Raw genomic sequence first — 20,463 nt, 5'->3', positions numbered from 1 at the left:
TTTTTTACCTTGAAGAGAAACTCGGGAAGAGAGACCCGGCCTTGCCCGCGGGATGGCGGGCAAGGCGCTTTTAGGGAAGATGAGCCTGATTATTCGACGGTGACGTCGGTCAGCTTCAGGCGGTTATCCGGCGGTGCGACGAAACCCTTGACCCGCTTGTTGATGCCGTAAATGGCATTGGTGTTGTAAAGCGGGATTTCCAGCGCGCGTTCGGCGGTATAGCTGCCGATTTCCTTGAGGATCTTTTCGCGCTCGGCACGGTCGGTCAGCGGACGCTGGGATTCCAGGAGCTTGTCCAGCTTTTCGTCCTTGTCGTAAGGGTTCCACTTTTCACCGGAGTGGTACATGGAATAGGCCGTGTTGTCGTAATCGAAGGTCCAGCCGCCCCACTTCTGCTGGAACATCGCGCCGGTCTTGCCCTGCGGGATGATGTCGTTCAGCAGCACGTTGGTCTCATAGGGCTTGATGGTGGCGGTGATGCCGACCATGGAGAGGTAGCTGGAAATGACCTGCGCCACTTCGTTCATCGTCGCGTCATTGCCGCGGATATCGATCTGCAACGCCGCACCCGGCTTGACGCCAGCTTCCGCGAGCAGCTTCTTGGCACCATCAGGATCGTAGGGCAGCGGCTTCAGATCGGTATCGTAACCGAAGGACAGCGCGCTCTGGAAGCTGGCGATTTCCGATGCCTGGCCGGCAAGGATCGACTTGACGATGGTGCCGCGGTCGACGGCCATGATGATCGCCTTGCGCACCTTCGGGTCGGCGGTGATGCCGTCACGGGTGTTGAAACGCAGCGCATCGACGGTCGGGCCGGGAACGCTGACGATCTCCAGCTTGGAATCGCCTTCGATGACGGGGATCATGCCGATCGGGATGGTGGGCGGAATGACGAGATCGACGCGGCCGGCCTGAAGTTCGGCAACAGCGGTCGCCGGCTCGGAGATGAAGCGGTATTCCAGTTCGGAAAGTTTTGGCGCACCGCCCCAGTAGTCGGCGTTGGCCTCCAGCTTGATGTTGGTCTTCGGCGCATAGGAGACGAATTTGAATGCGCCGGTGCCGACAGGGTTGAGGTTGAAATTGTCCTCGCCCTTTTCCTTGATATAGGCAGGCGGAACGATCATGCCGCCATAACCGGCAAGCTTGGTGAGCAGCACCGGATCGGGCGCCTTCAACTTCATGTCGACGGTGTAATCATCAATGACATCGACGCTTTCGATGGCGACGTAGTTGGAGCGCTGCGGGCCCTTGGCACCCTGTTCGCCAAGAAGGCGCTCGAAGGTGAACTTGACGGCGGCGGCGTTGAAGGGCTCACCATTGTGGAACTTGACGTTCTGGCGCAGCTTGAAGCGGATGCGCTTGCCCTCGTCCAGTTCTTCCCAGGATTCGGCAAGGCCGGGCGCCAGCTTCAGGTCCGGGCCGCGATAGGTCAGGCCGTCGAAAATGTTGGTGGCAACCGCCGCCCATTGTACGAGGAAGGTGTCGATCGGATCCCAGCTGCCCGGGTCCTGCGGGCTGGAAATGGTCATCTTGCCGGCGGCGAAAGCCGGTGCGGCGGTGAAGGCCGTGGCGGCCATGGCAAGCGCGACGAACGTTGTCGTCATCCCCTTCTTGATTATTGTCATCTACCTGTTCCTCTTCAGATGGTTGCGGTTCTGGTTGTTATTCAGGCGCTCTTCGCGATGAAGTGCCCCGGATTGATTTCCTCATGGGCGAGAATGGCCGGCTCATCACCGACACGGCGCACGGGATTGGGTATTTCGCCCTCGATCATGGCGATGCGGCGCTCGATGGTCGGATCGGCGACCGGCACGGCCGAAAGCAGGCGGCGGGTATAATCATGCGTCGGCGTTTCGAACACCTGCTGGCGGCTGCCCATTTCCATGATCTGGCCGAGATAAAGCACGGCGACGCGATGGCTCATCTTTTCCACGACAGCCATGTCATGGCTGATGAAGAGATAAGCGAGACCGCGCTCGGCCTGCAAATCCATGAATAGATTGATGATCTGCGCCTGAATGGAGACATCGAGCGCCGACAGCGCTTCGTCTGCAATGATGAGCTTCGGATCGGAGGCGAGTGCACGGGCGATGCAGACGCGCTGGCGCTGGCCGCCGGAAAACTCGTGCGGATAACGCGCGGCATGTTCCGAGCTGAGGCCCACGCGTTCCAGCAACTCATCGACGCGCCGGCGTACGGCTTTCTGATCATTGATCAAACCATGGGTGTTGATCGGTTCGGCAATGGAAAAGCCGACCGTCTTGCGCGGATCGAGCGAGGCGAAGGGGTCCTGGAAGATATATTGCACTTCCTGGCGCATGCGGAAGCGTTCGGCCGCCGACATCTGCGAATAGCTGCGGCCGTTGAAGGAAATTTCGCCTGATACGGCCGTTTGCAACTGCTGGATGGTGCGGCCGATGGTGGATTTGCCGGAACCGGATTCGCCCACCAGCGCCAGCGTTTCGCCGGCATGGATGTCAAAGCTGACCTTCTGCACCGCGCTCAGGCGGTGCGTCGCCTTGCCGAACAGGTTCTTGCGAATATCGAAGCGAACGAACAGGTCCTCCACCGACAGAAGCGGTTTCTGATCGTATTTGGCGGTGTCCTGCACGCGCTCTTCACCGATCACCACCGGCTGGCCATCCTGCAGCACGGTGAGTGGCAGCCGCTTCGGAAACGCTTCGCCCTCCATGCTGCCGAGACGCGGAACGGCGGAAAGAAGCGCCCGCGTGTAAGGGTGCTGCGGGTTGGCGAAGATATCCTTGACCGGGCCTTCCTCGACCTTCTTGCCCTTCCACATGACAACGACGTCATCGGCCATTTCCGCCACAACGCCCATATCATGGGTGATGAAGACCATGCCCATGCCGAGCTTCTTCTGCAGGTCGCGCATGATGTTGAGGATCTGCGCCTGAATGGTCACATCGAGCGCCGTCGTCGGTTCGTCGGCGATCAAAAGCTTCGGCCGGCAGGCGAGCGCCATGGCGATCATCACGCGCTGGCGCATGCCGCCGGAAAGCTGGTGCGGATAACGGTGCAGAAGCTCCGCCGCGTCGGGCAGGCGCACCATGTCGAGCAGTTGTTTTGCCTGCTCCATCGCAGCCGTCTTGCCCAGCTTCTCATGCAGAACAAGCACTTCGCAGATCTGGTCGCCAATGGTGAAGACGGGGTTGAGCGAGGTCATCGGCTCCTGGAAGATCATGGCGATCTCCTTGCCGCGGATCGAGCGCATCTCTTTCTGCGAAGCCTTCAGCAAGTCCTTGCCTTCAAACAGGATTTTGCCGGTGGGGTAGGTTGCGCCCATCATGTCCGCAAGGCGCATGGTGGAGAGCGACGTGACAGATTTTCCTGACCCGGATTCGCCAACGACCGCGACGGTGCGGCCGGGTTCCACGCGGAAGGAGATATCGTCCACGACGCGGCTGTCTCCAAACTCGACGCTCAGGCCTTCGACGGACAGGAGGGCGTTTGCGTTTGCGGCAGTCATATCATCGTCTCCGGCATGGCCTGCGCGGCAATTCTGGCGCAGTCATCTGAAATGGAAAAGGGGAAAGGGTCGCAGGCAGGCATGCGCCGGGCGGCACCATGCGGACAGGACGGGGATGTCTCCAGGGACTGCATGTTTCAGGCCGCTTTGCCGGTGGAAGGCGCCCTTGACGCCGCCGGGCAATTCAAAGCCCGCGATGCCACGGAAGCGCGGCTGATGACCTCACAGGTCTCATCAGGATAATTTGCGTCGGCCGCAGATTCCACGATGCGCATGAAACTTTATTCCCCCACCCTTGTTTTGCCGAAAAAGCTAACAAAACAGAACAATCATGTCCAGAGTGTTGAACAATTTTTGTGTAATGCTCTACAAATGTGCAAGCGCATCGATTTTGAGCGCGGATTTGCACCGAATGCTCCGTAAAGATGCCTATGTCGCAGAATCGTTGTCGTTAAGGGCCGTCTTCCTATGCGCAGGCAGACGGATAAATTTATAGTTTGCAAAGCTGAGGAGCGTGGCGATATCCACGTTCTAGTGCAATCGGGGAGAGCGCGCAGAGCGCTGCCCGAGGTGTGGGCGACGAGGAATGGATGTCAGGCATGAACAACAAGGCAGGCGCGGTCAGGTTGAGCGGTTTTCTACGGTGCTTGTCAGAAGATGATGTTGAACTGGTGCGGCAGCATCTTCCCAATCATATTCGCCTGACGAGAGCGGAACCCGGTTGCATTTCTTTCGAGGTGTCACAGACCGACGATCCGCTGGTCTGGCGGGTGGAGGAGCTTTTTACCGATCGTCCTGCCTTTGATTTTCATCAACAGCGGACGCGGGCATCTGCCTGGTTTAAGGCGACCTCCGCCATTCCGCGCGATTATGAAATAACGACCTTGGCTTGAACGAAACGGGCCGCAGCGGCATTCTGCCGGCTGCGGCCCGATCGGATTGCTGTGCCGGGACTTATTCCTTGGGCATGCCGACCGGCGGCGCAAGGCGTCGTTGCGCGGCGATGCGGAAGGGGGCGTTCATGGCGCCATAACCGCCATAAGCGCCACGCCTTTCGATGACCTCAAAGAAGAAACCCTCACCGAAGGTGCGGCTGTAGATCTGGAAATATTCGCCGCTGTCGTCCCGGTCATAAAGAATGCTTGCTTCTCGCAGGGCATCGGAGAATTCCGGCTCCAGCCCGAAGCGGGCTTCCAGATCGTCGTAATAATTGCGCGAGATCGGCAGGGCGTGAAAACCCCGCGCCTGCATCGCCTTGGCCGTAGCGAAAATATCGTCGGTGGCGAAGGCGATGTGCTGGATGCTGGTGCCGAAACCCTCCGCCAGAAATTTGCCGGCAAAGGTCTTGCGGTTGTCCGCGCCGTTCATGGTCAGGCGAAAATGCGGTGAGGGCACGCTTTCAATCGCCTGGCTGCGCACCAGCCCGCCGGGATCGACCACATCGATCATCGGTGTGCGGCGGGAGGAAAACAGCGAGGTGTAAAACAGAAGCCAGGTCAGCATTTCATCATAATGCGTTGTTTGCGCAAGATGATCGATGCGCGTGAGGCCGGCATTGCCTGCGGCCTTCTGCCACTGCGTCGGTACGAATTCCTTGTCCCAGATGGAGGCGAGCGCCGGCGAAGCATCGAGGAAATAGATGACGCCATTGCCCACGCCCTGAATGGCGGGAACGGCGACTTCGCCTGTCTTGCGTGGTTCTGCGAAGGTCGGTGCGCCGAGCGCCTTGGCCCGTGCCAACGCCGCCTGGGCATCGTCGACCTTCAGCCCGAAGGCATAGGCATTGGTGCCGTGGATCGAATAGGAAGCACCGGCGAAGCTGTCGCCGTCATCGCTGGTATTGATGACGATGCGGATATCGCCCTGCGTATAAAGATCGACCGCGCGGTTGCGGTGCTGCGCCGATTTTTCAAAACCGAGCGTGGTGAGCAGTGCTTCCAGATTGGCCTTTTCCTCCGGTGCCGTGGTGAACTCGACGAATTCCACACCCTGCGTTTCAACCCGTTCCGGCATGGCAGGCACGTCGATGCGGATATCGGGTTCGAGACGGCGCACCTGGTCCATCAGGTTGATCAGTGAGCGGTGGCCATCTTCGGCAAGTAGCCGGGCGGAGCCGCCGCGGAACTGGTCGTTGAAGATTTCCAGCGATAGCGGCCCGCTATAACCGGTCGCGGCCACGGCGCGCATGAAGTCCACGACAGGCAGATCGCCTTCACCCGGCATGTTGCGGAAATGGCGGCTCCAGTAGAGCAGGTCCATGTCGATCAGCGGCGCATCGGCCAGTTGCACGATGAAAATCTTGTCACCGGGAATGGAGCGGATCGAATTGGGATCGATCTTGCGCGATAGCGTGTGGAAACTGTCGAGAATGATGCCGACATTGGCGTGATCGGCACGGCGCACCACCTCCCAGGCATCACGGTGATCGCTGATATGGCGGCCCCAGGCCAGTGCCTCGTAACCGACGCGCACGCCATGTTTTGCGGCCAGTTCACCGAGCTCATGGAAATCCGCAGCGGCGCGGTCGATGCCGCCGAGCGAGACCGGAGAGACATTCGAGCAGATCAGTATCAGATCGGTGCCGAGTTCGCCCATGATATCGAATTTCCGCTCAGCCCTCTCGAAAGCGCGGGCGCGGTGCGGTTCCGGCATGCCCTCGAAATCGCGGAACGGCTGGAAGAGGGTGATATCAAGTCCATGATCGGCGGCAAGCGCCTTCACCTCGCGCGGGGAGGCGTCATAGGTCAGGAAATCATTCTCGAAAATCTCCACGCCGGAAAAGCCGGCCTTGGCGATGGCCGCCAGCTTTTCGGGAAACTCGCCGCTGATGGACACGGTTGCGATGGATGTGCGCATTGGCATGCCGTGTCTTCCTGTGTCATAGCTCGCCATATTGCCTTCCTTTTCAGCCTTATGTACTAATTGGTTAATAAGCAGGGCGTGACCGCAGGCCGCCGCCGCACCGATGGAATGGATGATGACCAAAAGCGCGACTTCGAACGCAACCCGAGAAAGCCGGCAGGCGAAGCGCGATCCGGAAGGGGTTCGCCGCGACATTCTTTCCGTCGCCATGGATGAGTTTTCGCAGAATGGCCTCTCCGGCGCGCGCATCGATGAGATCGCGGCGCGCACGCGCACGTCCAAGCGCATGATCTATTATTATTTCGGCGACAAGGAAGGCCTCTACAAACGCGTCCTGGAGGCGGCCTATGCGCAGGTGCGCGGCGGCGAAGGCAACCTTGAACTGGATGATCTGGAGCCTATTGCCGCACTGGAGAAGCTCTGTCGGTTCACCTTCGAGCATCACCGTCGCAACCCCGCTTTCGTCCGCATGGTCATGACGGAAAACATTCACCACGGCAGGCACATCAGGGTTTCGGAGGCGATCCGCAACGTCAACCGGCCCGCCATCGAGATCATGCGGCGAATATTGAAGCGCGGGCAGGATGCCGGCCTGTTCCGGCCGGGACTGGACGCTCTTGAACTGCATTGGCAGATCAGTGCACTGTCTTTTTACAACGTCTCGAACACCGAAACTTTTTCGTTCAATTTTGGCGATACGCTTTTCAGTGAGGCCGGCCAGGAAGCGCTGTCCGCGCATGTGGCGGAGATGTTGCTGCGCTATGTGCTGAAGCCCGAGCATATTACGAGGATCGGGAAAAACGGTTGATGAGGTGGCGTAGCGCCACCCCGTAACCTTCGATGCCAAGACCGGCGATCACGCCTTCGGCACGGGTAGACACATAGGAATGGTGCCGGAAGACCTCGCGTTTGTGGATGTTGGAAATATGTACCTCGATGACATCAGCCTCGAATGCGTTCAGCGCATCAAGGATCGCCACTGACGTATGGGTCAATGCGCCCGGATTGATGACGATGCCCGCGGACTTGCCGCGGGCTTCGTGGATCCAGTCGATCAGCTCATATTCCCGGTTACTCTGGGAAAAAAACAGCTCGTGGCCGGCGGCTTCGGCGATGGCACGGCAATCGGCCTCGACATCGGCGAGCGTCTCGTAGCCGTAAATCTCCGGCTGGCGCTGGCCGAGCAGGTTGAGGTTCGGACCGTTCAGGATCGTAAAAAGGCTCATGCCACGCCCTCCGCCATGCAAAGTTCGGTGAAATGCGCCGTCATGCGTCTCGCATCCGGCTCGCGGCTGCAAAAGAGGCGAAATGCCCCGACGGCCTGGAACACGGTCATGCCGCCGCCGGGCAGGGTTCGGCATCCGTTGCTGGCCGCGGTCGCCAGAAGCTCGGTCACCAGCGGCATATAGACGATATCGGCGACCCAGTGCTTTTGTTCGATCAGCTCGGCTGCAACCGGCATGCCGGGATGGGCGGGCATGCCCATCGGCGTGGCATGGATCAGGCCATCGGCAAAGGGCAGCGATTCGGCCGGGTTCTTGACCGCGAAGGCGCGGCCTTCGCCAAAACGGGCATTGAGTTCGTCGGCGAGACGTTCGGCTCGTGGAAAATCCCGATCGAAGATATCCAGCCTGATAATATCGAGCTTCAACGCGGCATGGGCCACCGCAACGCCGGCACCACCTGCGCCGACCAGAAGCGCCCGGTCGCGCTTTGCATCCGGCAGGCCACGCACGAAGCTTTCGTAAAAACCGTACCAGTCGGTATTGTGGCCGATACGGCGTCCGTCCCGGAAGACGACCGTGTTGACCGCGCCCAGCATGCGGGCGTCGTCGGAGAGTTCATGCAGGTGCGGAATGACGGCCTGCTTGAAGGGATGGGTGATGTTCGCTCCGGCAAAACCGCGCGCCTCCAGCTCGTCGAGAAGAGCGGGAAGGCTACTCTGCGGCAGTTTGCGGGCGGTGACATCCACAAGCTCGTAGGAATAGTCGAGGCCATGGGCCGCACCCTCGCGCATGTGCAGCGCGGGCGATTTGGAAAGCTGGATGTCGGCGCCTATCAGGCCGACCTTGTAGGCGGTTTTTTCTGTCATGATCAGGTGTCGCTCATCGGACGGTGTGGGAGAGGCGGGACAATCCCGCCCGCCTTAAGCGCGCGCGAACCTCAGTGGTGGGCGAGAATTTCGCCGAGGAACGTGCGCGTACGCTGGTGCTTGGGATCGCGGAAGAATTCTTCCGGCGGGCCTTCCTCGATGATCTCGCCTTCCGACATGAAGACCACGCGGTCGGCCACCTGGCGGGCGAAACCCATTTCATGGGTCACGCAGATCATCGTCATGCCGTCGCGGGCAAGGCCGATCATGGTGTCGAGCACTTCCTTCACCATTTCCGGGTCGAGCGCCGAGGTCGGCTCGTCGAATAGCATGGCCTTCGGTTCCATGCACAGCGCCCGGGCGATGGCCGCACGCTGCTGCTGGCCGCCGGAAAGCTGTGCCGGGTATTTGTCGGCCTGGTTGAGGATGCGCACGCGGTCCAGATATTTGCGCGCCGTCGCCTCCGCATCAGCCTTGGAAAGCCCCTTCACCCTCATCGGGGCAAGGGTACAGTTTTCCATGATGGTCTTGTGCGGGAAGAGATTGAAGCTCTGGAACACCATGCCCACTTCGCGGCGAACCGCATCGATGGCGCGGCTGGAATCCGACAGCGTGGTGCCCTCGACGGTGATCTTGCCCTCCTGGATTTCCTCCAGATGGTTGATGCAGCGGATGAGGGTGGATTTGCCCGAACCCGACGGGCCGCAAAGAACGATCTTCTCGCCTTTGCGAACCGTCATATTGACGCCTTTAAGCGCATGGAAGGCTCCATACCACTTTCCAACCCCTTCAAGGGCGATCAGCGGAGCCTGTGCGGCGGAGGATTGCGACATGGAACTTTCCTTCATGCTTTTCAGCAGCGTTTAGTTGATGGTGTAAGGAATGTCGGGAAGCGAGGCCGGGAAGTCCGGAACCGGGCGCTTCATCCATTTGGCATAGACTTTTGCGAGGTCGCCATTGGCCTTGGCCTTGTCGAGCCAGGCGTTCAGCGCTTCGTTCCAGTCCTTTTCTCCCGGGCGCGTGGCGGCGCTGTTATAGAGGGTCACGAGGTCGAACTTCACCTCGTAATCCTTGCCGCCGGCCGCAGCGAGGCGGTCACCATAAAACTGGTTGCCGCCGATCGCCTCGATCTGGCCCGACAGGATCGCCTGAATGGTGGCGGCGTCGTCATCGAAACGAAGGATATTTGCTTTCGTACCCGCACCGGCGGTCAAGGCTGTGTCCATCGGGCTGGATTTCGGCGCGCCGACGGTCATTCCGGCCAGATCGTCGAAATTGGCGATCTTCTTGTCCTTGGTGGCATAAACCGACATGACGTTATGCGCGTAAGGCTGTGCATATTGCACGTTCTTGGCACGTTCCGGTGTCATCCCCATCGACGCGAACAGGGCGTCGACCTTGCCGGTACGCAGCGACGGAATGCGGTTGGCGACGGCAAGCGGCACGAACTCGACCTTCAGGCCGAGATAATCCGCAAACCCCCTGGCCAGGTCGGCATCATAGCCTTCCTGCACGCCGGATGAATTGATGAAGCCCCAGGGCGCGTTGTCGCCCTGGATGCCGATCACGATCTTGCCGCTGGATTTTGCCTCTTCCAGCGTCCGGGCATCTGCCCCTGCGGGTGTCAGGATCGGCAGCAGCGCTGCCAATCCGACTGCGAGGGCCGTCCGCCAACGTGTCTTTGTCTCAAAGATTGCCATTGGTTACTCCTCCCAATCTCAGCATCGTCCAATCCTTCACTTCACGGTGAAAGGAATGTCCGGCAGGCTTTCCGGGAAAGCGGGAACTTCGCGCTTCATCCACTTGTCGTAGATCTTGGCCAACTGGCCGTCCGACTTGATCTTATCGAGGAAGGCGTTGACGGTTTCGTTCCAGTCCTTTTCACCCGGGCGGGTGCCGGCGCCGTTATAAAGCGTCGTCAGATCGAATTTCGGCTCGTATTTGCCTTCAGCTGCCTTGTTCAGACGGTCACCATAAAACTGGTTGCCGCCAACGACCTCGACCTGACCGGAGATGAGTGCCTGAATATTGGCGGCATCATCGTCGAAGCGCAGAATGTTTGCTTTCGAGCCGGCGCCTGCCGTGATCGAGGTGTCCATAGCGCTCGACTTCGGAACGCCGACGGCAATACCGGTCAGATCGTCGTAACCGGCGATCTTCTTGTCCTTGGGGCCATAAACGGAGAGCACGTTGCCGGCATAGGGCTTGGAATATTGAATGGTCTTGGCGCGCTCGGCGGTCATGCCCATGGTCGCGAACAAGAGATCGACCTTGCCGGTCAAAAGTGCCGGGATGCGGTTGGCCACGGCGAGCGGCACGAATTCCACCTTCACGCCGAGATAGTCGGCAAAGGCCTTGCCGATATCGGCATCGAGACCATCCTGCACGCCGCTGGAATTGACGAAGCCCCATGGCGAATTATCGCCCTGAATGCCGATGACGACCTTACCCTTGGCCTTGGCCTCTTCCACCGTGGCGGCGGAAGCATCGACCGGCGCGACAAGGGGCAGGGCGACGGTTGCTGCGGCGAGCGCGAGCAGGGCGCGGCGTGAGAATTTCATGTTGGTGGTTTTCATCTTTTGCTCCTCCTTACAAAGCTGATGAGATGATTTTTGACGATTAACGGGATGCGGCCTGCAGCCGCTTTTCAATGCCGGCGCCCCACAGGGAAAGCGGCCAGCAGATCAGGAAATAGATGATGCCGACGATGGCGAAGACGGTGAGAGGACGGAACGTCTGGTTGGAGACGATCTGGCCGGCGCGCGACAGCTCGACGAAGCCGACGATTGCCGCAAGCGAGGTGCCCTTGATGAGCTGCACGAGGAAACCGATGGTGGCCGGCAGCGAAATCTTGAAGGCCTGCGGCAGAACCACGTCCTTCATGCGTGACACGTAATGCAGGCCGAGTGCATTGGCAGCCTCGGTCTGGCCCTTCGGCACCGCCTGGATGCCGCCGCGCCAGATTTCGCCGAGGAAGGCGCTGGCATGCAAGGTAAAGGCAATGGCGACCGCGATCCAGGCATCGACGTTGAGGCCCGCAAGCGCCACGCCGTAATAAACCACGAAAAGCTGCATCAGGAGCGGCGTGCCCTGGAAAACGGCGATGAAAGCCATGCTCGCACGCTGGATTGCCGGGCTGTCCGCGACGCGGGCCAGCGCCACGCAAAGGCCGAAGACACCGCCGCCGATGAAGCCGATCAAGGTCAGCGCAAGGGTCCATTTCAGGCCTTGCATCAGGAAGAAGAGTTCGTTGGGACCGATTGATGCCATTGTCTTTTCCTCACTTGACCGGATAGCTGAAGGATGCACGCGAGATAAGCGCGAAAATGCCCATCATCAGCGAGGAAATGACCAGATAAAGCAGCGTGATCGAGAAATAGACCTCGAAGGAACGGAACGTATCCGCCTCGATCTTCTGCGCCACCGATGTCAGTTCGTAAGCCGCAATCGAGGTGCAGACCGAGGTGGTCAGCGTCAGCATGATGAACTGGCTGGTGAGCGAGGGATAAACTGCCCGCAGCGCCGGCTTCAGGATGATATGGCGGAAAATCTGCGCGCGGTGCAGGCCAAGCGCCAGCCCTGCCTCCACCTGGCCCTTGGGAATGGAATCGACGCCGCCGCGAATGATTTCAATCGCATAGGCGCCGCCGTTGAGAGCGAGCGCGATGATGGCAGTCACGGTCGGGTTGAGCTTGATGCCGATCTGCGGCAGGGCGAAGAAGATGAAGAATATCTGCACCAGAAACGGCGTGTTGCGGATGGCTTCCACAAAACCGATGACGAGCCCGCGCAGCAGCTTGAAGCGTGAACGGCGGGCAACAACACCCAGAACGCCGATGACTGTTGCGAGCGACATGCCGGCAATCGCCAGACCGATTGTCGCAAGACAGGCCAAAAGCAGCTCGGGCAGGCGCTCTATGACCGCCGAAAAATCGAGACTGTAAGACATTCTTCCTCCCAACCCGTTCGGGTCCGGACAGGCGTTTTGCCTTGTCCGCATTGCTCTGGAACCTCCCGGCGCCAAAGCCCTCCATTTTATGTGCTCCTGCCGCCGCAGGCTTTAAGCCTTCCTCGCCGGCATGGTGTTAATCATAATGTTTGTACCAGTTAGTTCATTTTTGTGTCAAGCATTATGTCCGGTTAAAAAACAGCTTTCGCGCTGTTTTTTCATTTCTTGAATTTTCGAATAAAGTGTTTTTTATCAATGGCTAAGGCGCGAAACCGCAAGCGCTTTACACGCGCGGCCAACCCGCCTCCGGCACGCCGTCTGGCAGTGCCGGAAACCCCTTGATGCGATCAAAACAAACCCGCCTGCGGCTAGTTGCCGTTCGTACCGAGCGTGTCTATCTGCGCTGCCAGCCGTTCGGCGATCAGCAGCGAGGCACCCATTGCCATCACCATTTGCGGAAGCGACAGCCATTCCAGCATCCAGCCCGCGCCGGACCGTTCCTGTTCATGCACGAGCGACTGGTGCAGCGCGGAGATCTGCACGGCATTAAAGCGGGCAAGCGCTACTAGCGTTTCGGCATTGACCGGATTCTGCTTGTGCGGCATGGCTGATGAACCGCCGCCGCCGGAGAGACGGATTTCCGTACCGAGCTCGGCCATCAGCGCGATATCCTGCCCGAACTTGCCGAGCGTCCCTGTCACGAGCGAGAGAATATTGCCGAATTCGGGGATGCCGTCGCGCTGGCTTTGCCATTGCTGTTTGTCGGCAAGGCCGAGCCGCCTGGCGAGATCGGCGCGCACGGCTCCGGCATTGTCGCCGAGCTTTTCCAACGTTCCGGCGGCACCGCCGAATTGCAGGGCAAAACCGCTCTGCGCGAAAGTTTCGAGCCTGAGCAGGTGGCGCTCGAGTGGCGCGATCCAGCTCGCCGCGCGGTCGGCCACCGTGATGCCGATGGCGGCCTGCATGCGGGTATAACCGGTGAGCGCGTTATGGCCGTCGCGGGCGGCGATGTCTCCGAGCGCATCGATGAGCCGGCCGAGCCGGGCGGCGACGATTTCCGTCGCCATTTTTAGTCGCAGCATCAGGCTGGTATCGATGACATCCTGGCTGGTTGCGCCGAAATGCACCTTTTCCGCCGCCTTGCCGGCGACGGCTGCCCGCATCTGCCGCACGAGTTCAGGCACCACCACGCCGTCTTTCGCGACGCCATTGCGAAGGGCGGTCATATCGGCGGCAAAGTCTGAAAGCCCCGAGACGATTGCCTTCGCCACGTCCTCGGAGATAATGCCTGTTCCCACCTGCGCCTGCGCCAGCGCCGTTTCGAAACGGATCATGGCGTCGATATCCGCCCTTGCCGAGAACAGCTCGACGATTTCGCTATCGCCGAAAAGGCCTGACAGGAACGGGTGCTCGAAGGGGGAAAGGCTCATCTTCCGTCTCGCTCAGATATCGAAAAACACGGTTTCGCCTTCGCCTTGAAGGCGGATATCGAAACGATAGACGTTGCCTTCCTCCTTTTTGGCGACAAGCGTGGCGATGCGGCTTTTCTGCTCGACACGGGCAAGAACCGGGTCTGCCGCATTGGCTTCCTGTTCTTCCGGGAAATACATACGGGTCTGCAGGCCGATATTGATGCCGCGGGCGACAATCCAGAAGGTGATGTGCGGCGCCATCGGCCGGCCATCGCGGAACGGCGCCGAGCCGGGCTTGATAGTCTCGAAGATGAATTCGCCGGTATCCATGTCGCCCGGCGAGCGGCCCCAGCCGATGAAATTCGGATCGGCCTTGCCGCGGGTTTCGCTGGGGCTGTTGTAATAACCGTCGGTATCGGCCTGCCAGATCTCGATCAGCGCGTCTTTCAGCGCCATGCCCGCACCGTCATAGACCGTGCCGCGCACGCTGATGCGTTCGCCACGGGCCTTGTCATTGTAAAGCGGACCGGAACCGAGATCCTTTTCGAACACGCCTTCGATGCCGACGAAATTCGGTGTGCAGCCGATATGCACATAGGGGCCTGCCGTCTGCGAGGCGGTCTCTTTGAAATAGTTGAGCGGCTGAACCATGGTCAGTTGCCCTCCATGCGGTTTTCGAAAAGGGTCGAGCGCCGGCCGCGCAGAACGATATCGAACTTAAAGGCCAGCATATCCATGGGCAGCGCCGCATTCATGTCCAGCGGCGCGATCAGTCTTTTGATCGCGTCCTCGTCCGGAATGGTTTTGACGATCGGACATTTCCAGATCAGCGGATCGCCTTCGAAATACATCTGGGTGATGAGCCGCTGGGCAAAGCCATGGCCGAAGACCGAGAAATGGATATGGGCCGGGCGCCAGTCATTGACGCCGTTTGGCCAGGGGTAAGCTCCCGGCTGGATGGTCTTGAACCAGTAATAGCCGTTTTCATCCGTAATGGTGCGGCCGACGCCGCCGAAATTCGGATCGATGGCGGCGAGATAACTTTCCTTCTTGTGGCGGTAGCGGCCGCCGGCATTGGCCTGCCAGAACTCCACCAATGCGCCATCCACGCCGCGGCCACGCTCGTCCAGCACCCGGCCATGAACCAGAATACGCGGGCCAACGGGCATTTCGCCGGGGCGGGCATAGTTGAGTATGAGGTCGTTATCCAGCGGGTTGAGCATGCCATGGCCGAAAACGGGGCCGGTAATCTCGCTCTTGGTGCCCTCAAGCGAAATCAGCGCGCGCTGCGGCGAGCGAAGGATCGACGTCTTGTAGCCGGGCGCATAGGCCAGCGGGTGAATATCGCGGTTGCGCGCGAAGAACGGCCCGGTTTCAGGCGGTTGGTTGCTCATTTCGTCTCCTCCCCATTTCCAGAATTATCAGCGGAACTATCGGTCTTCATGCTGACCAGGGCAAGCTTGGCGATCTTGAAAGCATGGTTGGCGGCGGGCACGCCGGCATAGATCGCCACATGCAGCAGCGCCTCGCGAATATCCGCTTCCGTGGCGCCGGTATTGACGGTGGCGCGCACATGCATGGCCAGTTCCTCATCCTGCCCCAGCGCCGCCAGCAGCGCGATGGTGACAATCGAGCGTTCGCGCTTCGTGAAGTGGTTGCCGGACCAGACCGTGCCCCATGCACCTTCGGTGATGAGCCGCTGGAAAGGCTGGTCGAAGTCGGACGTCAGGGTCTGCGCGCGGTTGACATGGGCGTCGCCCAGCACCGCGCGGCGGGTTTTCATGCCCTGTTCGAAACGTTCGTTCTTGTCGATATGGTCCGCCATCGGTCAATGCTCCGGCAAGGTCTTCAGAAAAATGGAGGCCGCCTGTGCATAGACCAGCGGCTGTTCAAGGCAGGGAATGTGGCCACAGCCGGCGATGGTGACGAAACGGCTCTTGGGGATGAGACCCGCCAGCGATTGCACCAGTTCCGGCGGGGTGGAGCCGTCCTGATCACCCGCGATACAGAGCGTCGGCACGGCGATACGCCCGGCCTGTTCGGTAAAATCCGCATCACGAATGGCGGCGCAGGTGCCGCTATAACCCGCTTCCGGCTGTTGCGAGAGCATGTTTCGCGCGCCGGCATAGGCGGCATTCTCAAGCTGGCGGAAAGCGGGCGTGAACCAGCGCTCCATGACGGGATCGACCAGCGAGGCGAGGCCATCGGCGGCGATCTTGTCGATCCGGGCGTTCCACATCTCAGTCGTGCCGATCTTGTGAGCGGTATTGCTGAGCACCAAACCGCGGACGAGATCGGGCCGTCGCGTATAAAGCCCCTGCGCAATGAGACCACCGACCGAGAGGCCCCAGATGACGGCGTTTTTGATCTCGAGATGATCGAGAAGCGCAATCAGGTCACCGGCATGATCGTCAATGGAATAGGGAGCACGTCCGACATCGGAAAGGCCGTGGCCGCGCTTGTCGTGCAGCACATAGGCATAGTCATCGCCGAGCGCCTCGATAACCGCATCCCAGATGCGGAAATCGGTGCCGAGCGAATTGATGAAGGCGATGACTGGCTTGCCGCTGTCCAATCCCTTGACGCGATAATGGATCACAGTCCCGCCGCAGCGCAGAAAATGCATGGCATGCTCCTCCCTGCTAAGACTATTGTAAGCCGGTTCCGGTTAAGTAAAATGACATTATCGATGGAAATCATAACCTCTGGATTATATGAGCGATGGTCGATCAACGTATCAAGTTCCGGCATCTGCAGACCTTCGTGGAGGTGGCGCGGCAAAAAAGCGTCATCCGCGCCGCGGAAATCCTGCATGTCAGCCAGCCGGCGGTGACGAAGACCATCCGCGAGCTGGAAGACGTCCTCGGCGTGTCGCTGCTGGAGCGGGAGGGACGCGGCATCCGCATCAGCCGCTACGGCGAGGTATTCCTGCGCCATGCCGGCGCGACGATGACGGCGCTGCGCCAGGCGGTCGATTCGGTATCGCAGGAAGCGGCGCGCGCCGGCCCACCGGTGCGGGTTGGGGCTCTGCCTACGGTTTCGGTCCGCATCATGCCGAAGGCGATGGCCGGATTTCTGGCGGAAAAGACCGGTAGTCCGGTGAAGATCGTGACGGGCGAAAACGCCGTGCTGTTGGAGCAGCTGCGTGTCGGTGATCTCGATCTCGTCGTCGGACGTCTCGCTGCGCCGCAGAAAATGGCGGGTTTTTCCTTCGAGCACCTCTATTCGGAAAAGGTGCGCTTCGTGGTGCGTGCCGGCCATCCGCTTTTATCGCCTGGTCTCTCGGTGTTTGACCACCTGCACGAATATCCGGTGCTGATGCCGACGCGGCAATCCGTCATCGGCCCCGTCGTCGAGCAGTTTTTGATCGCCAACGGCGTGCCGGCTCTGCCGATCCGCATCGAAACCGTCTCGGATGCCTTCGGCCGCGCCTTCCTGCGGACCAGCGATGCAATCTGGATCATTTCGGAGGGCGTGGTGGCGGCAGATGTGGCGGATGGCATTCTGGCGATCCTGCCGGTCGAGACCGGCGATACCAGCGGCCCGGTGGGGCTGACTGTCCGCGCCGATACGCAGCCCTCGCTGCCGCTGTCGCTGTTGATGCAGGCTATTCGCGAAGCGGCGGGCGATTTGCTGGATGGGAAGGCGGAGGCTGCGCCTCAGTAAGGCAGCCCCACATAATTCTCCGCAAGCGCCATGGAAGCCGCGCGCGATTGCACGAGGTAATCCAGTTCCGCTTCCTGGATGCGTTGGCCGAAATCTCCCGTATCGGGAAAACGATGCATCATCGTCGTCATCCACCACGAGAAACGCACGGCCTTCCAGACGCGGGACAGCGCTTTTTGCGAATAGGCATCAATGCCAGCCTCGGACCTGTCACTATAAAACTCGATCAGCGCCTCGCTCAGATAATGTACATCGCTGGCGGCGAGGTTGAGGCCCTTGGCACCTGTGGGTGGCACGATGTGTGCGGAATCGCCCGCCAGAAACAGTCGCCCGAACCGCATCGGCTCGCTGACGAAGGATCGCAGCGGCGCGATTGATTTTTCGAAGGATGGACCGGTGACCATAGCATCCGCATGGTTTTCCGGCAGGCGGCGGCGGATTTCATCAAAGAAGCGTTCGTCGCTCCAGTCCTCGGGTCGATCATCCAGCGAACATTGGATGTAATAGCGGCTACGGGTGTTCGAGCGCATGGAGCAAAGGGCAAAACCGCGCGGATGGTTGGCATAGATCAGTTCGTGATTGACCGGCGGCACATCGGCCAGAATGCCGAGCCAGCCGAAAGGGTAGACCTTCTCGAATTCCTTGACCGCGCCTTTAGGCACGGATTTGCGGCTCACCCCGTGGAAACCGTCGCAGCCGGCGATGAAATCGCAATCGATCCTATGGCTGACGCCGTCTTTTTGATAGGTGACATAGGGCCTTGCGCCATCGAAATCATGCGGCTCGACATTGGCGGCGTCGTAGAGGGTGACGAGGCCCGCCGCCACGCGCACATCCATCAGGTCATGCGTCAGCTCGGTCTGGCCATAGACCATGACGCGTTTGCCGGCGGTCAGATCGAAGAGATCGATACGGTGGTCGCGGCCATCGAAGGTCAGCGAAAAACCGTCATGCGGCAGGCCCTCCCGGTGCAGACGCTTATCCGCGCCGACCTTTTCCATGAGCTGCACGGTGCCTTCTTCCAGCACGCCGGCGCGAACGCGACCGAGGATATAATCCTTGCTGACCCGGTCGAGAATGACGGTCTCGACACCCGCTCTCGCCAGAAGCTGGCCAAGCAGCAGCCCTGACGGGCCGGAGCCGATGATGACGACCTGTGTACGCATGATGTCCTCCCGAACTTGTCTCCGGTCAAGAAATTGACCAAGGCAGGCCACAAGCTCAATGGACTTTCCTGTCTGTAAATTGCACAATCCGACCATAGAACGGAGGAGTGGGGTGAGATGCGGGTGACTGCCGATGAAGGGCTTTACGGCGAGGAAGCCACGCAGGGCACAGAATTTCGCTTCCATTGCGAGACGCTTTTTTCGCGGAGCAGCCTGCACCGCTTTGAAATCGGCCTGCACCGTCATTCCGCCTTTCTGCAAATCTTGTACATTTTCGGTGGCGAGGGCGATGCGTTGCTGGATGGCCGCATCGAGCCGATCCGCCCGCCGGCCGCCATCATCGTGCCGCCGGGTTTCGAACACGGCTTCCGCTTTTCACGCGATATCGGTGGAGTGATCGTCACGATGCTGCCGGGCGCGCTGCCGGCATCGGTGCAGGCGTTGTTGCTGCGGAATTTCCAGCAGCCGGTGCTTCTACGTTTACGGGATTTTTCCGAGAAAGACTGCCTGCGTAGCGGTTTCGAACGGATATCCGCGGAATACGAGGCCCGCGAGATCGGTCGCGACGCGATGATCGAAGGCCAGCTCGCCACCGTCGTCACGCTTCTGGCACGGGCGGCGCGGCCGCTTCTGGAAACGAGCGGCGAAGGCCTTGCCGAGCAGCGTTTCGAACGGTTGCTGTCGCTGATTGCCCGCCATATCCGCGAGCCGCAAAAAGCCGGGTTTTATGCTGGGAAGCTCGGCATTTCCGAAACGCATCTTAACCGGCTCGTCCGCTCGGTCTCCGGCCTCAGCCTGCAGCGGCTTACCGCCAAGCGTCAGATCGAGATCGCCCAGCAGGAGCTGATCTTCACGGTCTCCAGTGTGCAGATGATTGCCGAAGGGCTGGGTTTTGCCGATCCTGCTTATTTCAACCGCTTCTTCAGGCGGGAGACCGGCATGACGCCGCGCGCCTGGCGTCTCGCCGAACAGCGCAAAATGGGCGATACCGGCGCGCGGCTGACACCGCCTCAGACCAGCATTCTCGCCAGTTCCCGCTGAACGGCAAGAAGTGCCAGCAAATATCGCTCCACCAGTTCCTCCATCGAGGCGACCGAGGCGGCAAGCCCGACATTGAGCGCGGCCACCGTCTGGCCGCGCAGGCTTTTCAGCGGCACGGCGATGGAGCGAAGCCCGATCTCCACTTCCTGATCGATCAGCGCATATCCGCGATGGGCGGTCACCTCGATTTCGGCGAGCAGGGCGTCCATGTTGGTGGTAGTCTTTTCCGTGCGGGCAACCCGCCGGGAGGCTTCGAGAATGTCGCGCCGCCGCTCAGGCGGTTGTGCGGAAAGAAGAACGCGGCCCATCGAGGTGCAATAGGCGGGCAGGCGTGACCCCGGCATCAGCGCAATCGACATCACTCGCTGCTGGGCGGCGCGGGCGACATAAACAATTTCGGTCTCGTCCAGGATGGAAACCGAGGTGCTCTGGCCGATCTCCTCCGAGAGACGGTCGATGAGCGGCTGGACGATCTTCGGAAGCGGCATGGTGGCCAAACAGCCGGTGCCGAGTCGCAGGACCTTCGGCGTCACAGTGAAGAACTTGCCGTCATAGGCCGCATAGCCAAGCTCCGAAAGCGTCAGCAGACAGCGCCGCGTTGTGGCGCGGTCCAGCCCGGCGATCTCGGCGGCGTCGGAGATCGACAGGCGTGGCCGCTCGGCGCTGAAAGCCTCGATGACCCGCAATCCCTTGGCGAGACCGCCCATCATGTCTCTTTCGCTGACGGCCATGTCCTAGCTCCGTTTGTGCGATATACGAACAAAAATCATATAACGCACAAAATCCTT

General features: G+C 60.2%; 21 protein-coding genes. 4 read left to right on the top strand and 17 right to left on the bottom strand.

The features are described 5' to 3' along the window. Positions 1–89: 89 nt before the first annotated feature. Positions 90–1,625, bottom strand: a complete 1,536-nt coding sequence (locus tag NYR50_RS16075) for an ABC transporter substrate-binding protein (protein WP_418137594.1) — start codon at positions 1,623–1,625, stop codon at positions 90–92. Between the two features lie 41 nt (positions 1,626–1,666). After that, positions 1,667–3,487, bottom strand: a complete 1,821-nt coding sequence (locus tag NYR50_RS16070; RefSeq protein ID WP_174011929.1) for an ABC transporter ATP-binding protein — start codon at positions 3,485–3,487, stop codon at positions 1,667–1,669. 590 nt (positions 3,488–4,077) lie between these two features. Here NYR50_RS16070 and NYR50_RS16065 point away from each other — a divergent pair. Beyond that, positions 4,078–4,380 (top strand): putative quinol monooxygenase, encoded by a 303-nt coding sequence (locus tag NYR50_RS16065; RefSeq protein ID WP_418137593.1) that lies wholly within the window; start codon positions 4,078–4,080, stop codon positions 4,378–4,380. Between the two features lie 61 nt (positions 4,381–4,441). Here NYR50_RS16065 and NYR50_RS16060 read toward each other — a convergent pair whose 3' ends face one another. Further along, the gene (locus NYR50_RS16060; protein WP_418138261.1) at positions 4,442–6,343 is read right to left on the bottom strand and encodes a bifunctional sugar phosphate isomerase/epimerase/4-hydroxyphenylpyruvate dioxygenase family protein; all 1,902 of its coding nucleotides are present in this window, start codon (positions 6,341–6,343) and stop codon (positions 4,442–4,444) included. Between the two features lie 121 nt (positions 6,344–6,464). Between NYR50_RS16060 and NYR50_RS16055 the strand changes: the two genes are divergently transcribed. Next, positions 6,465–7,157: a TetR family transcriptional regulator gene (locus tag NYR50_RS16055; RefSeq protein WP_418137592.1), complete on the top strand. Its 693-nt coding sequence runs from the start codon at positions 6,465–6,467 to the stop codon at positions 7,155–7,157. Here NYR50_RS16055 and aroQ read toward each other — a convergent pair. The 12 genes from aroQ to pcaD form a co-directional block, all read right to left on the bottom strand. Beyond that, complete coding sequence (gene aroQ / locus NYR50_RS16050) at positions 7,132–7,575, bottom strand: type II 3-dehydroquinate dehydratase (protein WP_418137591.1); 444 nt, start codon at positions 7,573–7,575, stop codon at positions 7,132–7,134. The genes NYR50_RS16055 and aroQ overlap by 26 nt on opposite strands. Beyond that, on the bottom strand, positions 7,572–8,441 hold the full coding sequence (locus NYR50_RS16045; protein WP_418137590.1) for a shikimate dehydrogenase: 870 nt from the start codon (positions 8,439–8,441) through the stop codon (positions 7,572–7,574). Before NYR50_RS16045 ends, aroQ begins: the two co-directional genes overlap by 4 nt. Before the next feature lie 71 nt (positions 8,442–8,512). Then, a complete protein-coding gene (locus NYR50_RS16040) occupies positions 8,513–9,274 on the bottom strand; it encodes an amino acid ABC transporter ATP-binding protein (protein WP_010973937.1) in 762 nt (253 codons plus the stop codon). Positions 9,275–9,304: 30 nt separating this feature from the next. Next, the gene (locus NYR50_RS16035; protein ID WP_418137589.1) at positions 9,305–10,141 is read right to left on the bottom strand and encodes a transporter substrate-binding domain-containing protein; all 837 of its coding nucleotides are present in this window, start codon (positions 10,139–10,141) and stop codon (positions 9,305–9,307) included. A 36-nt stretch (positions 10,142–10,177) separates the two neighbouring features. After that, positions 10,178–11,017, bottom strand: a complete 840-nt coding sequence (locus NYR50_RS16030; protein ID WP_418137588.1) for a transporter substrate-binding domain-containing protein — start codon at positions 11,015–11,017, stop codon at positions 10,178–10,180. 43 nt (positions 11,018–11,060) lie between these two features. Next, positions 11,061–11,711, bottom strand: a complete 651-nt coding sequence (locus NYR50_RS16025) for an amino acid ABC transporter permease (RefSeq protein WP_418137587.1) — start codon at positions 11,709–11,711, stop codon at positions 11,061–11,063. A 10-nt stretch (positions 11,712–11,721) separates the two neighbouring features. Next, positions 11,722–12,390, bottom strand: a complete 669-nt coding sequence (locus NYR50_RS16020; RefSeq protein ID WP_006316551.1) for an amino acid ABC transporter permease — start codon at positions 12,388–12,390, stop codon at positions 11,722–11,724. A gap of 368 nt (positions 12,391–12,758) precedes the next feature. Further along, positions 12,759–13,820 carry a 3-carboxy-cis,cis-muconate cycloisomerase gene (locus NYR50_RS16015; protein ID WP_418137586.1) on the bottom strand — a complete coding sequence of 354 codons (1,062 nt, stop codon included), beginning with the start codon at positions 13,818–13,820 and terminating at the stop codon, positions 12,759–12,761. A gap of 12 nt (positions 13,821–13,832) precedes the next feature. After that, positions 13,833–14,453, bottom strand: coding sequence for a protocatechuate 3,4-dioxygenase subunit alpha (gene pcaG, locus NYR50_RS16010; RefSeq protein WP_418137585.1), 621 nt, complete (start codon positions 14,451–14,453; stop codon positions 13,833–13,835). Positions 14,454–14,455: 2 nt separating this feature from the next. Next, entirely contained in the window at positions 14,456–15,196 is a 741-nt protein-coding gene (gene pcaH, locus NYR50_RS16005; protein ID WP_418137584.1) for a protocatechuate 3,4-dioxygenase subunit beta, read from the bottom strand. Beyond that, the gene (pcaC, locus tag NYR50_RS16000) at positions 15,193–15,627 is read right to left on the bottom strand and encodes a 4-carboxymuconolactone decarboxylase (RefSeq protein WP_174011945.1); all 435 of its coding nucleotides are present in this window, start codon (positions 15,625–15,627) and stop codon (positions 15,193–15,195) included. The genes pcaH and pcaC overlap by 4 nt, the downstream gene beginning before the upstream one ends. A gap of 3 nt (positions 15,628–15,630) precedes the next feature. After that, complete coding sequence (pcaD, locus tag NYR50_RS15995) at positions 15,631–16,428, bottom strand: 3-oxoadipate enol-lactonase (protein ID WP_418137583.1); 798 nt, start codon at positions 16,426–16,428, stop codon at positions 15,631–15,633. Between the two features lie 95 nt (positions 16,429–16,523). On the opposite strand from pcaD, the gene pcaQ reads away from it, so the two are divergent. Beyond that, a complete protein-coding gene (pcaQ, locus tag NYR50_RS15990; protein WP_092773138.1) occupies positions 16,524–17,468 on the top strand; it encodes a pca operon transcription factor PcaQ in 945 nt (314 codons plus the stop codon). Here the strand turns inward: pcaQ and pobA are convergent. After that, positions 17,462–18,634: a 4-hydroxybenzoate 3-monooxygenase gene (pobA, locus tag NYR50_RS15985; protein WP_418137582.1), complete on the bottom strand. Its 1,173-nt coding sequence runs from the start codon at positions 18,632–18,634 to the stop codon at positions 17,462–17,464. The genes pcaQ and pobA overlap by 7 nt on opposite strands. Positions 18,635–18,751: 117 nt before the next feature. Between pobA and NYR50_RS15980 the strand changes: the two genes are divergently transcribed. Continuing rightward, the gene (locus tag NYR50_RS15980) at positions 18,752–19,675 is read left to right on the top strand and encodes a helix-turn-helix domain-containing protein (protein ID WP_418137581.1); all 924 of its coding nucleotides are present in this window, start codon (positions 18,752–18,754) and stop codon (positions 19,673–19,675) included. Here the strand turns inward: NYR50_RS15980 and NYR50_RS15975 are convergent. Further along, positions 19,645–20,406, bottom strand: coding sequence for an IclR family transcriptional regulator (locus tag NYR50_RS15975; protein ID WP_418137580.1), 762 nt, complete (start codon positions 20,404–20,406; stop codon positions 19,645–19,647). The two genes, NYR50_RS15980 and NYR50_RS15975, sit on opposite strands and share 31 nt — an antisense overlap. Between the last annotated feature and the right edge of the window lie 57 nt (positions 20,407–20,463).

Source organism: Agrobacterium sp. El2ro-1b (assembly GCF_048298475.1).
Lineage (GTDB): Bacteria > Pseudomonadota > Alphaproteobacteria > Rhizobiales > Rhizobiaceae > Agrobacterium > Agrobacterium fabrum.
Note: the sequence above shows the minus strand (reverse complement) of the source record. Positions and strands in the feature narration are given on the sequence as shown.

Excerpts from the sequence above, each read along its gene's own strand:
- NYR50_RS16075 (WP_418137594.1), bottom strand. The coding sequence starts at position 1,625 with ATGACAATAATCAAGAAGGGGATGACGACAACGTTCGTCGCGCTTGCC.
- NYR50_RS16015 (WP_418137586.1), bottom strand. The coding sequence starts at position 13,820 with ATGAGCCTTTCCCCCTTCGAGCACCCGTTCCTGTCAGGCCTTTTCGGC.
- NYR50_RS15975 (WP_418137580.1), bottom strand. The coding sequence starts at position 20,406 with ATGGCCGTCAGCGAAAGAGACATGATGGGCGGTCTCGCCAAGGGATTG.
- NYR50_RS16035 (WP_418137589.1), bottom strand. The coding sequence starts at position 10,141 with ATGGCAATCTTTGAGACAAAGACACGTTGGCGGACGGCCCTCGCAGTC.
- NYR50_RS16045 (WP_418137590.1), bottom strand. The coding sequence starts at position 8,441 with ATGACAGAAAAAACCGCCTACAAGGTCGGCCTGATAGGCGCCGACATC.
- pcaD (WP_418137583.1), bottom strand. The coding sequence starts at position 16,428 with ATGCATTTTCTGCGCTGCGGCGGGACTGTGATCCATTATCGCGTCAAG.
- pcaC (WP_174011945.1), bottom strand. The coding sequence starts at position 15,627 with ATGGCGGACCATATCGACAAGAACGAACGTTTCGAACAGGGCATGAAA.
- NYR50_RS16020 (WP_006316551.1), bottom strand. The coding sequence starts at position 12,390 with ATGTCTTACAGTCTCGATTTTTCGGCGGTCATAGAGCGCCTGCCCGAG.
- pobA (WP_418137582.1), bottom strand. The coding sequence starts at position 18,634 with ATGCGTACACAGGTCGTCATCATCGGCTCCGGCCCGTCAGGGCTGCTG.
- pcaH (WP_418137584.1), bottom strand. The coding sequence starts at position 15,196 with ATGAGCAACCAACCGCCTGAAACCGGGCCGTTCTTCGCGCGCAACCGC.
- pcaQ (WP_092773138.1), top strand. The coding sequence starts at position 16,524 with ATGGTCGATCAACGTATCAAGTTCCGGCATCTGCAGACCTTCGTGGAG.
- NYR50_RS16025 (WP_418137587.1), bottom strand. The coding sequence starts at position 11,711 with ATGGCATCAATCGGTCCCAACGAACTCTTCTTCCTGATGCAAGGCCTG.
- NYR50_RS16060 (WP_418138261.1), bottom strand. The coding sequence starts at position 6,343 with ATGCGCACATCCATCGCAACCGTGTCCATCAGCGGCGAGTTTCCCGAA.
- NYR50_RS16065 (WP_418137593.1), top strand. The coding sequence starts at position 4,078 with ATGTCAGGCATGAACAACAAGGCAGGCGCGGTCAGGTTGAGCGGTTTT.
- NYR50_RS16055 (WP_418137592.1), top strand. The coding sequence starts at position 6,465 with ATGACCAAAAGCGCGACTTCGAACGCAACCCGAGAAAGCCGGCAGGCG.
- pcaG (WP_418137585.1), bottom strand. The coding sequence starts at position 14,453 with ATGGTTCAGCCGCTCAACTATTTCAAAGAGACCGCCTCGCAGACGGCA.
- NYR50_RS16040 (WP_010973937.1), bottom strand. The coding sequence starts at position 9,274 with ATGTCGCAATCCTCCGCCGCACAGGCTCCGCTGATCGCCCTTGAAGGG.
- NYR50_RS16070 (WP_174011929.1), bottom strand. The coding sequence starts at position 3,487 with ATGACTGCCGCAAACGCAAACGCCCTCCTGTCCGTCGAAGGCCTGAGC.
- NYR50_RS15980 (WP_418137581.1), top strand. The coding sequence starts at position 18,752 with ATGCGGGTGACTGCCGATGAAGGGCTTTACGGCGAGGAAGCCACGCAG.
- aroQ (WP_418137591.1), bottom strand. The coding sequence starts at position 7,575 with ATGAGCCTTTTTACGATCCTGAACGGTCCGAACCTCAACCTGCTCGGC.
- NYR50_RS16030 (WP_418137588.1), bottom strand. The coding sequence starts at position 11,017 with ATGAAAACCACCAACATGAAATTCTCACGCCGCGCCCTGCTCGCGCTC.